The sequence below is a fragment of the Winogradskyella poriferorum genome (assembly GCF_050618035.1).
Classification (GTDB): domain Bacteria; phylum Bacteroidota; class Bacteroidia; order Flavobacteriales; family Flavobacteriaceae; genus Winogradskyella; species Winogradskyella poriferorum_A.
Map to the genome: position 1 here is coordinate 176,791 of NZ_JBODPY010000003.1, position 12,088 is coordinate 188,878.

8 protein-coding genes are annotated in these 12,088 nt (G+C 32.5%); all 8 read right to left on the bottom strand.

Going from position 1 to position 12,088, the window contains the following annotated elements:
• Positions 1-380 precede the first annotated feature (380 nt).
• The 8 genes from ACRHOC_RS08235 to ACRHOC_RS08270 all read right to left on the bottom strand — a co-directional run bounded on the left by ACRHOC_RS08235 (position 381) and on the right by ACRHOC_RS08270 (position 12,062).
• Positions 381-1,847, bottom strand: coding sequence for a T9SS type A sorting domain-containing protein (locus ACRHOC_RS08235; RefSeq protein ID WP_431158127.1), 1,467 nt, complete (start codon positions 1,845-1,847; stop codon positions 381-383).
• Positions 1,848-1,881: 34 nt separating this feature from the next.
• Complete coding sequence (locus ACRHOC_RS08240) at positions 1,882-3,183, bottom strand: hypothetical protein (RefSeq protein WP_431158128.1); 1,302 nt, start codon at positions 3,181-3,183, stop codon at positions 1,882-1,884.
• Between the two features lie 11 nt (positions 3,184-3,194).
• Positions 3,195-4,589 (bottom strand): hypothetical protein, encoded by a 1,395-nt coding sequence (locus ACRHOC_RS08245; RefSeq protein WP_431158129.1) that lies wholly within the window; start codon positions 4,587-4,589, stop codon positions 3,195-3,197.
• 206 nt (positions 4,590-4,795) lie between these two features.
• The gene (locus tag ACRHOC_RS08250) at positions 4,796-5,362 is read right to left on the bottom strand and encodes a response regulator (protein WP_431158130.1); all 567 of its coding nucleotides are present in this window, start codon (positions 5,360-5,362) and stop codon (positions 4,796-4,798) included.
• 2 nt (positions 5,363-5,364) lie between these two features.
• Complete coding sequence (locus ACRHOC_RS08255; RefSeq protein ID WP_431158131.1) at positions 5,365-7,455, bottom strand: sensor histidine kinase; 2,091 nt, start codon at positions 7,453-7,455, stop codon at positions 5,365-5,367.
• A gap of 449 nt (positions 7,456-7,904) precedes the next feature.
• Entirely contained in the window at positions 7,905-8,801 is an 897-nt protein-coding gene (locus tag ACRHOC_RS08260) for a DnaB-like helicase C-terminal domain-containing protein (protein WP_431158132.1), read from the bottom strand.
• A gap of 6 nt (positions 8,802-8,807) precedes the next feature.
• Positions 8,808-9,788, bottom strand: coding sequence for a helix-turn-helix transcriptional regulator (locus tag ACRHOC_RS08265; RefSeq protein WP_431158133.1), 981 nt, complete (start codon positions 9,786-9,788; stop codon positions 8,808-8,810).
• 789 nt (positions 9,789-10,577) lie between these two features.
• Positions 10,578-12,062, bottom strand: coding sequence for a DUF2779 domain-containing protein (locus ACRHOC_RS08270; protein WP_431158134.1), 1,485 nt, complete (start codon positions 12,060-12,062; stop codon positions 10,578-10,580).
• Positions 12,063-12,088: the final 26 nt, after the last annotated feature.

A 12,088-nucleotide genomic window follows, 5' to 3' on the forward strand; every position in this document is an offset into this window, starting at 1 on the left:
TGAGCAAAGCCAATGCAATCATCACCAATGCATAGGATAAACCCATTAAGATGTCCCTTATGAATGGTATTCTTAACAGTATATTTTTAAAAGTTCCCTTAGGGATAATAACCGCGACGGAGTAACCCAAACAAATAAGCCATAATAACAGAAATAAACCCAGACTTAACTTATTCTTTCCCTTTTCTATGGCTAAATAACTATTAAGCAGAGTTAAAGAGCTAGGTATATCACCATAAATCGTCCCTCAAGTATCTAAACTATAATTGCCTATGACTATAATCTTATCTTTGACAAGGCTATTAAATTCCTGACAGCGCTTCGTTATAAAAACACCATAAACAAAAAAAACGCTCGATAAGCTGAGCGTTTTTTTTTGTTTATTGCCTGATAAAGCGTAGGGTTTTTTGTTTTTCCTTTACCCAAATTCTTAGGAAGTAAACTCCGCTCTTTAGAAAACTTAAATCCAGTGTATTAAAATCCCCATTACGTTCATAAACCATTTGGCCCATAACTGAGATTATCTGTACCGAACTTAAATCTTTTAATTCTCCATTTAAGTTTATTATGCCTGTTGTTGGATTAGGGTAAATTGAAATATCAATGCTCAAATCATTTTCACCAACACTTAAGGTCTCTTCTTCAGTAACCGTAATTACCCAAGTCTCCACAGTACCATTACCTGCAGTTATAGTATAGGTGACCGGAATGCTATAATCATTAGATGTTGACCCACTTATTTGATTAGTTCCATTAATATCTGCATTAGCTTCAAAAGACAATGTAAATATTGGAGATAATGAAGTTAAATCCGTACCATTTTCTACCTCAATATCAATGGTATGATTAATCAAATCTATGGTAGCATCGCCAGTTTCTTCAGGTAGTTCAAAATCGGTAAAATCTGTTCCTGAGTATGAATAGGAATAAGTTCTTCTCCCAATTAAATCGTAAGTTTGATTAGAAACATTTAATTGAGATATATCGACTGTTGTCAAGTCTAAATTACCATTATAACTGTACTCATTTATTACGGTATTAACATATGTTATTCCCGAACCACTATATTGATAGTACTTTTCTTCATCAAGTTTAATGTTAGCGTCATAGTAATAATCGACAAACCATGCTAAGTCCCAGTCTGAAGTAAAAATATAGGCTTCTTTTTTAGTTAAATTAGAGTTGGCATCGTATTGATATTCCCATTTAGTATCATTTTCCCATGTTGAATTATTATTGTTCCATATTTGTAAAACCTCTACATCTAAGTTATTAGAGTTATAAGTATTAACATATTTTGACGATTGATCCCAATCATTGTTGAATGAAGACCAATTATATGAAATATAAGACAATAGGTTTCCATTAGTGTCATAGATATAGTTATCTTTTTTTTCTTCATTTTCCCAATCATCAGTCCAAGAATCCCAATCTTGCTCGATTATTGATGAAATTCTGCCATTTGAATAATAGAAATAATTAAGTCTCGCTTGTTCTATCCATTGACTACTTGAGCTTTGCCATCCATATACTGTAACAGTAGATAGTAATCCATTACTATTAAAATCTTGTTCGATTTTCCCAACAGTATTCCATGATCCCGTTCCAACACTTCCGACAAAAATTGTTTGCCGCATTAAATTACCATTTGCATAATATTGGAAATCATATCTCACATCATTAGCTGACACAAATGAATCATCTGTGTATTGAACAATCTGCGCATCAATTAATTCTGTTTTATCATAAATACTATAAAAATATTTATTGTTTGATGTTGGCACATCTTGGGCATTGCTATTACTTAAGAAAAGGAGCATTAAAATGTAGAGTAATTGTTTTTTCATAATAGGAGTGTTTAAGTGATAATTAATATTGATTTTACTTCATAAACATTTGTAGTTGTATCATAGCGTCGACAGGGTCTTCACCATATAAAATTGCTTCTTGTAATTCCAATAAACTAGATAACGTTGCCAATCTTGATTCTGATTTTTTTGACTTTGAGATATCTTTAGAAATTTTCATTAACTCATCTTCCGAAAGCTGACTAAAAGCGTAAAGTACAACGAGATCAGTCCCCAATTCCATTATTTCCGTGGGGTATGAATACATACCTAATTTGTACTTAATTACCAGTTTAACTAAATCTACAACTCCTGCCTGCTCTGCCTGATCATAAACCACGAGTGTTATAGCTAGTGCTGCAATAAGAGTATCTTTATCATCTAATACCTCCGCTATTTTAAGCGTTTCAGTCATTAGTTTATAACCTATTTCCTCACCATATAATTCAAATCCAAGAATAACAGAATCCCTAATTTCGTCGCTGTATTTATTGGAAACATCCAAGATTTGTTCTACTAACTCGAGTCCGTATTTCTCATAAATTTTAACAATAGAATATCCGACCTCAGGACCATATTTATCATAAGCGTATCTAATTTCATTAGCCACATATTCACCATACAGTTCATAGAGATTTCTTATTATAATTCCTACCTGTGGACCATACGCGGTGTAAGCATCCCTTATATAATTACCTATTTCTGGCCCAAATCTATCATAACTCTCCCTAATACTCTCTGCAACCTGAGGGCCATATTTACTGTAGAACTCAGAAACCGTATTGCCTATTTCTGATCCGTATTTATCATATGAGCTCTGGATTTTTTGTACAACTTCATCATCCCAATTATCATAGGCATATAAGAGAGTATTTCCTGCGTTTTCGCCATATGTATCATAGAAATACTTAATTTTCTCTGCTATCTCTACTCCATACCTTTGATAAGCTTTACTCAGATTATCTCCAGCAGTTTCTCCATACCTTTTAGTAACTGCAGAGATATTGTTAATTGACTGCTCTCCATACTTCTTAACTAGAGGCTGGTATTTAGCATATTGTTTTTTTGCTTTTTGTTCTATTTGTTTATAATGTGCCCTTACTTTGCCATAATTGTTTTCAATCTTTCGTTGTGTTGTTTTTTGGACTCTTCTTAGGTCAGTTTTAGCCTGACTATACCTTTTATTAATGCTCTTCTTGGATTGATTTAGACGTCTATTCACTGAAGACTTAGCTTTTTTAAAACTTTTGTTAGCTTTCTTTTTCCAATCTTGTCCCTGGGCAATAGGTGCTGACATTATGGCTACGACTAAAAGTAAATATCTCACTGTTCTCATGTTATTATTTATTAGTTTTCATTAATCTCTATATAAACTTCATGTGCTATTTTTTTTGATATAGTCTCAAATACAGGTTTGTGTAAATCATATGGTGTTTTTAGGGATTTGCGCGACTTAAACAGTTTTTGATCGACCATGGTTACATTAGTAAGGAAAGACCCTAAAATACTATCACCATTTTCAGCCGGATCAGTCACACATAATTTTTCATGGTCACCTTTGTAGAAGGCGTATTTTACCTGGTCGCTCGCAGATTCTGAAATAACTGAGGATTTTATGATTTGATTGGTTTTTGTAGAAATTAGCTTATAATCAACACGGTAGGTTACACGAGATGCACCTTCATAAAGCTTAAATTTCACCTTTCTTCCTTTCGGTGTCTTTTTTCCGCTAGAGTTTTGAACATAGTATAACTCATAGGCATCGACATCTTTTGATGTTAGTTTGCCCCCAGATTTATCCACATCAAGGACCTTGGCAATAAGGATGAACTCTAAGCCCATTTCTCTTCCTACCAGTATGGCGGATGATTCAGTCAATGAACCTGAATAGTTACCGGACCCATTATTAAACCTACTTGAATTAACAATCTCAATAAATGGAGAGCGTTTATTTTCTATATTGTTTACTATATTAGTATACAGTGTTTTCTCAATTCCATTTCTATAGTTAGAGAGATTTTTGACATTTAATACTCCTATCTTTGCTAAGCCCTTTTCAAGGGCTTGGGCCCTCAACTGATAGGCATCTTTGTAAGGACTTTTATTTGAAAGGCATTCACCAAAATCTTTATAGGCACTACGAAATTCCTTTTTAGATAATTTTGTGACACCTGAATAATAATATTTTTCCGCTCGAATTAATCTTAGATCGTCTCTTACCTTATCCAACAAATTTCTTGCATCCTTATAATACGCGTCATAGGATATGCAACTTTCTAAATCTTTGATGGCTTCTTCTAACAACCCATTTTGAATATTTCTCTTTCCATCCTCATAATGCTGATTTGCAAAGTATATATCTGTATTTTTCTTTAAATCTTTTAAGATAGAAGGTGTGCTTACATAAACGTCAAAGTCATCTAGTTCAGCCAGAAAATCTTTTGACAAATCATAGATTTCTAGTACTCTTTCATATTTTTTCATTGTATATGCCTTATTGGCATCTTGTGCATATTTATCCATTACCATTGGAGCAATCTTCTTCAATTGGGCAATAGATTTTTTATCACTAGATCGTTTATCTAATGCTTTCAAATAATATTCTGAAGCTTTTACAATTGAACCGTTCTTTTCAAATTCGTTTCCAATTTTTCTAAGCTTAGATACAGATTGTGCATGTAGACTACATTGAACAATAACAATGAAGATGACGTAAATGGTGAAAGATGAATAATTTTTCAAAACCTGCAATTTTAAAGCAGGTCTAGTTTAATGTTAATGCCAAGGCATTACTAAAGACTTGAGGGTAAACAATTGATTTTTAATTTATTGCAATTTACTTCCCTAATTTCCTAATGTACCCATTAGTCCTGAGAACATAAACTCTCAGAAATGAGAGTTTCTTTAAAGCGCAAAAAAATAAGATGAATAGTAACCGATAAAATCTATTATATCAAGTTATTACGAGTTGCATAGCTAATAAGTTCAGCCGAGTTAGTACAACCCGTTTTTTCCAGAATAGCCCGTCTGTAGGTATCCACAGTGTGCCGACTTATAAACAACTGCTCGCCTATGGTTTTACTATTTAAACCTTTAGAAATAAGTCTTATAATGTCAAATTCACGCTTACTCAAATTAGACTGCCATTTAGCTTTGTAGCGTTCTATGGTGGCCTTTAATTCATCAATACTAACAGGTTTCAAAAGGTAATCAAAAGCGGAGTTTTTTATGGCCTTGATGGCATAATGCTCATGGCCCGTGATAAAGACAATCTTGGTATCCAGATGATTTTTATTGATATCTTCCGCAACTTCAATTCCCGATTTGGCGGGCATTTCCACATCCATAAAGACGAGATCGGGTTCGTTGGCGACAATATAATCCTGGGCCACTTCAGAATTCTCAAATTCTGCAATGATTTCCACATTAGAAAAATGCTCTAACAAAAGTTTTATTCGATTTAAGGCTCTTGGGTCGTCATCTAGAATGACCACTTTTATAGTTTCTGATGCCATAATTAATTTCGTTTTTTAGGATAGATATGTATAACAATTCGAACTCCAGATTTGGTGCCATTTTTATTTTTGAGTTCTAATAATTGATGTTCTATACGTTGTTTATAAAACTTAGTATATAGTCCATATATCTTATCCATAATTTTTAAGCCACTTCCCGTGGAATGGCTCTTAGGTTCATCTGCATATCTGATTCCAACACCATTATCCTCAATGGTCAGTTCTACAAACTCTTTAGTTTTATCGGCGGCAATTTTTAACATACCATCTATGGTTAAAGCTAAACCATGTTTTATGGCATTTTCAACATACGTATATAAAATGTGTTTCGGCACCTGCATGTTAACATCTACGCTTGAGTCGATTTGAATATCGTAATCAAATTTATTCTTTAATCTTATCTGTTGAAGCTTTATGAAATTTTCAGTGTAGGATAATTCTTGTTTGAGTGTAGTAGATATTTTATCTGATTGCTTAAGGGTTTGTCTCATAAAGTTGGAAAACTTACTTATGAAATTATCAGCTTCTAGTTTATTGTCGGTCAAGGTCATTTCACTAATAGTATTGATGGCATTGAAAACAAAGTGCGGGTCCACTTGGTTTTTAACGGTTTTAAGCTGTAACTCTGATATCTCTTTTTCGATTGCGCGTTTATTTGCCTCAATATTCTTTTGGCCTCTAACTACTAAAAGAAGTATGCCCAATACCCCCAGATACATTGAGCCATATATAGGATATTTGAATACAGCACTTGGATTTTTACCGTAGGTAAAATAAAATATGGAGCTGCCATTTTGAAAATATAATTGATTTTGCCCTGAGTCAACACTCTTAACACCATAACTTCTTCGGACCGAATTTTCTGAAATGGGTATTTCGATCTTTGTACTTTCACATAGATCTTCACGACTTATTAAAAAATTTTTACCACCCCCATCATGACATATCCACTCATCTTCACCATCTCCATCAAAATCGAATTTATTAAACGTGTTAATATTTGTTTCTAACTGGATATCGCCTTTTGTATTAAGCTCATAATCATAAACTGAAAGAATTCCATCATTTCGTCGATATATACCCACTGTTTCTTTACTTAATTGTACCAGGCCCAAAACGTTAGTGTCTGTTTCAACACTTACTTTTTTTTCTATAGTACCATCAACTGCCAATTTAAGAAGCTGACTTGGTGCTTCGCTAGGTCGTCTTGACTTGAAAAAACAAATTAATTTTTTTAAATCATTTTGCGTGATTTGCGATAAATATATTGATCCTGTAGAAGAAAATTCGATAGGTTCGAATAAGAATGACATATCGTCATCCAATACTGTTAGCCATGTACTATAATCTGAACGATTAGTTTTAAGCGAATCTAGAGTATTTGAAGAGGCATAGACGTCTATGAGCATTTCATTTTTGCTATCACCATCTAAATCGGCAATTCCTGAAATATGACCTGGATTGGTAATATGCGGTGATTTAAATATAACATTGCTACTATAGTCATAGGTATAGATGTTTCTTGGATTAGCCGCGTATCCATTCATCACGGCAAAATACAGTTCTCTTTTATTGATTGAGTTTTGACTGAACGGTCGATCTGATAACACCTTAAACTCAAATTTATTATTATATGGGGACATAATATCCACAAATACTCGTTTTTGGTTAATGATACGACCACTATCATAGTCCTGAATTGTGAGAAATAAACTGTCTTCTGATTTTGTTGGTATGTAAAACTCCTTTCTACCATCATTGTTCAGGTCTTTAAACCACATTGTGCAACTTGAATTACAAAAAGGTTGATCTAGATTAAACTGATCTATAAAGTCTCCATTAGATTTAAACAACAGATAGCTTGCATTATAATTTCCAGGGGCTTGTTGGGGCTGAGATAATATTTTTTCGCTTTTCCCATCACCGTCAAGATCTTCATAATAAATATTTTGCATATCACCGAGGAGCTCTCTTTCTATGAATTTGACCTCATATTCTGACAAAAAATTAGGTAATAAAAGTATAACTAAAAGGGTTACAACTCCAGCAATTGTAAATGGGCTTAGAAAAAATTGAAGTAATTTTTGATTCATTACCTTGGTTAATAGCTATCGTAATCTTTTACCCAATTTATAATAATGAGATGATAATTTCAATTAAATGATAGATATTACCTGTTTTTTAGTTAAAAATGAGTAACTAGAGTATTATTTATGAGTATCGAAACCCTAGTTATGTCCTAAGATAAACGCTTGAGATTAAAATTTATCGGTACAAAGCACTCCGCAACCCATGATCAATTATTTTGTTAATCAGTCAAATAAAACAAAGTAATTCAATAGGTATACTTACAGGGCACCTAAAGATTATCGGCTCTAACAATCTAGAAATATTTATTGATTATTGATTCGTGATTTATTCGATTACTGTGGTTTTAAAAGCATATTAATACGTGTTTAAAACGCTTTAATTCATATTAATTTAGTTTAAAGTCGCTTTATTAGGAATTAAATTAGATTCAATGGGATACTATAAGGTTTCTTTAAGCATTCGGGGTAAAAGGCTGTTTTCTGTAGCGATCATCGCCTACCTCATGAAATCTTGACCTGTACCCATCGAAAAATAACCTGAAACTTTCCAGATTACCATTTCTGTTTTTGACTATTCTCAATTCCGCTTCACATTCAGTGGATTCATCAAAACGTGGCCAAGTCTTTATACCATAATATTCGGGCCTGTATAATACGGTCACCAGATTCGCATATTTAGCTAATGATAAATCATCATATATTTCTCGAATTGTAGGACAAAATTCTTGATTATCGTTTGGGGAAGACATCTCTGGTAATTCATGTGTGATAACGAAAGTAACATCGTTGTAAATGGCAAAATCTTTAAGTTTACTTGCAACCCTATCTAGTTCTTCATATCTCGAAATTCCACAAAATGTGTTGTCAGTTAATAAGTTGAAACCATGGATGACAACTATTTTCACTCCAAACCATTTTATTCCTTCCTGGACTTCAGCAATTATTGACTGAACAGAAAAAGACATGGCATCACTAATAAATATTGGTGCTTTTGCAATTAGCTCCTTTGCAGTCTTGACCATGTCATTGGCATCCGATACGTTATTCCTTTTAAGATCATGAAATGAAATACCTGCTTCTGTTGCGAGCAATCGCAGCAAATATGTTTCCTGAGATTGATATAATGAAAACACTCCAACCGAGTTCTTACATCTAATACTTGTATTTAAGACTAGGCATCGTGTTAAATGATTTACACCCATACCAACTCTTCCATTTATTAGCACCAGTCCACCAAGCTTAAAGCCTCCTGTAAATTGATCGAATTCGGGGAAGTCTGTTTTTAAACCTTTGTCATTATCCAGATTTTCTGTGCTTAACGATTTTAATAATGTTGATGTGCTTTTCATTTCAATCTATAGTTTTCTATTCAATACTTTAAGCGAATTTTGAATTTCTAGAACAATTTCATTTTTAAGCCCTTCAGGTTTAATATCTAGTAATGAGCTACCATAAGACATTAATTCCATTTTAAAGTCGTATGTTGGTACTAAAAACAACTCAAAAACAACTATATCTTTATCTTCTTCTAATATTTTTTGGGAATGATGTAAGGGAAGGCTCTTTAAATATTTAGCCTGAAAGCTATTAAATGTGAGCTCTATATTAATAGGCTTATCATTATTTGGAGAAATGATACCAAAGCTGTGTTTAAACATCTCTTTAACATCAATTTTTTCAAACATAAAACCACCTTCAATTACCTCTAAGTTTTGAACCCTGTCTAAACCAAATATTCGAGGTTTTTTCTTTTCAACATCAATACCTATTACATACCAACGTTGTTTGTGTTCTTTTAATGCTCTAGGTTCAATGGTTCTTTGTCTTTCATGTGCTTCCCAGTACTTTTGATAATCGAACGTGATTTGCTTTTTATCCTTTATAGCCTTTAAAATTGATACCAAATATTCAGTACCTTTTGGTTTGCGTTGCTCAAATATTAATTTATCCGAGACTCTTTCCTTTAAGCTTAAAGCATTGTACAAATCAACAGCTTCCAAAAGGCGTTGTTGCAATATGGATTGGTGATCATTGATAATTCTATACTTACCTATTGATCTATCATATTTAATTTCTACGCCATAGACAGAATAGATGATTTTAAGGTCTCTTTGCAATGTTCTTTTAGATAATACAAGATCTAAGCTTTGTACTTCTGATTCCAGCTCTAAATAGCTTAATATCTCTTCAAAAGTATAGTTTCCCTTTCGTAGTCTATTAAGAATTAATTGCTGTCTTATACTAATTTCTGATGTATTCAATTTTATTCTAAATTGGGATTCATTATCAAGATATTCCTTTATCCGACTAGTTAGTTTATCAATAAACTTTTCCATATCACAAAACTAAATTGTGATTACGTCAATATCTGTCGTTTAAAAATACTATTTTTTAAAACGTTATATAATCCAAAAGAATCTTAACTTCACCTTTAACTTCATTATCTGTAGTTTTCTGCGTTATCGGGTTTTCTTCGGTGAATTATGAGAGTCGTACCGATTTACAGTTTAACTTATGGGTTGTATATGGCATATGCGATATTTATGCGTCCTTGATTTGAGAAGGATTCTATCATATAGTTTTATTTACCCTTAATGTATCAAGGCTCAATTTTTTATTCTTAAATACAATAAACGGACACATACTTAACTCCCTATTCAATCTACCCTAAATAAGTACACTTTTTACACATAGTATCTTACGTCTTTTCTAATTAAAAAATGACACTTTTTTTCGATTAAATTAAAGCGTGTGTCGACTGTATAAAGACCCAAACACGTTGTCTTTAGAAAAAAACTTAATCAACTAAATCCATTGATATAGACAGTTGTTATAAACAGTGTAGACCAAAACAATTTTTTACTAAAAGATTATATAATTTTTTGTCAGTCAAAAGACAGTATTTTTTTATATAAAGACATTTTTTAAGCAATTTCTTTTTTTCTTCTCTTGTTCAAAAAATGAATATTATACCAATACTTTTAGAATAAGTCGTACCAAAATCTCTCAGACAAGCTCAATAGAAATACACCAACTTTCAAGAATGAAATTTTTAGAAAAATGGAAATATTTATATTTAATTCTTATTGCTACCTGAGATAAAAAGATATGTTCTGAAATGATTCTTATATTTTTGAAAGGCTTTCCATCACCTTGACCATTGCAAAAGTATCCAACTTACAATAATCTTTAAGATTTTGCCTATGAAGCTGGATTTCATTGGTGATTTGGCCATTCAATATTTTTACAAACAGGTTACTAGCTGAACCTCCATCTTTAATCTCTAAATCGTCATATGACAATTCCGGAACTAACGCTGGCAGAACTGCCTTTATGGAATAACTACCCTTCATTTCTGGGGTATAGTACCATTTTTTTTGAAACGGTATCATTAAGTCCTTTAATCGATTAATAATGGGTCTTAATTTGTATTCGTATTCTGGGAAATCATCAATCAAAGCATTAAGCTTACTCCTTTCAAAACCAATATTATAAACTATAATATCCCCTTCAATCTCACAATCCTTAATCAGCTGCTGCATAAATCCTATCCGAGGATCAATATTCGGATCGGCTTTGGCCAAATATTCAAGATGAATGAGCTCACTATTATAGTGTTCCTGTTTGTGCAATGAGTACTGAAATACTAATTGTTGATACGGTCTACTCTTATCATAAATAGGAACTGCAGGATTAATGGTTTCAAAATCTAAGAAATAAAGCGGATATGTTATGTCCTCCAAGAAATTTGAAATATTTTCTTGGTCAATATGAACTTCTTTATTTAATGCGCTCTTAACCTGTAAGAGCTGATTACCGTTTAGTGAATTATTCTTAAGATCCAAATCCTCAAAATATAGAACACCGTTATGATATAGTTCAAATTTCTTGTCTGCTCGAAGTCTAGAGATATTGAATATTGAATACTCAGGAATATGGTTCCAACAATAGCCCATAAAATCGCAACCATAAGGATCTGAACAGTGAGGTCCAATATCAATATCAGGGATATCTTTCTGTCCAATAACCTTTTTTAAGACCTCAACCTCATTTGGAATTCCTGGAACTAATTCTTTAACTATATCAATGACAGATTCAATATGAAATAGCTGGTTAATATCAAGTAACCCATTTTTTATATACTTGTTGTTTATATATACAATAGATATATCTTTTAACTTAACACCAGAATTGGAAATAACGTAATATTGAATGGCAGCATCTGTTTGGTAAACATCTTTTACTTCTGTAGAACTTTTCACCTCATAACCATTCCAGCCATTTTCATCTTTTACTAAAATATCGATAGCAGCAATGATACCATCAAATTGAAATGTAGCTTCATAAATTATTGTTTCACCTCTTTCAATGTATTCTTTAGTTTTGATGACGGACTCATGTATTTTAAAGTGATCTGATGGAGAAGCGTCTATTCCATTTGGAAAAAGCTTTTGGGCTAACAGCCCAACATTCGTCCCTTGGTCAAATATAACCTGTTGGTCTTCCGATATTTCATCTCGTAAATGATAATAATGTTTATATAGGTAAAGAGATTTATGGCATTGTTGGCCTCTTAAAAAGGTGGATTTTGACAGAATGGCCTTTTTCATTATCCTAGTAAAACTGATTGAAACTA

What these genes read in the sequence shown, in the direction of transcription:
- ACRHOC_RS08235 (WP_431158127.1), bottom strand. Translation starts at nt 1,847, where the DNA reads ATGAAAAAACAATTACTCTACATTTTAATGCTCCTTTTCTTAAGTAAT.
- ACRHOC_RS08240 (WP_431158128.1), bottom strand. Translation starts at nt 3,183, where the DNA reads ATGAGAACAGTGAGATATTTACTTTTAGTCGTAGCCATAATGTCAGCA.
- ACRHOC_RS08250 (WP_431158130.1), bottom strand. Translation starts at nt 5,362, where the DNA reads ATGGCATCAGAAACTATAAAAGTGGTCATTCTAGATGACGACCCAAGA.
- ACRHOC_RS08255 (WP_431158131.1), bottom strand. Translation starts at nt 7,455, where the DNA reads ATGAATCAAAAATTACTTCAATTTTTTCTAAGCCCATTTACAATTGCT.
- ACRHOC_RS08260 (WP_431158132.1), bottom strand. Translation starts at nt 8,801, where the DNA reads ATGAAAAGCACATCAACATTATTAAAATCGTTAAGCACAGAAAATCTG.
- ACRHOC_RS08265 (WP_431158133.1), bottom strand. Translation starts at nt 9,788, where the DNA reads ATGGAAAAGTTTATTGATAAACTAACTAGTCGGATAAAGGAATATCTT.
- ACRHOC_RS08270 (WP_431158134.1), bottom strand. Translation starts at nt 12,062, where the DNA reads ATGAAAAAGGCCATTCTGTCAAAATCCACCTTTTTAAGAGGCCAACAA.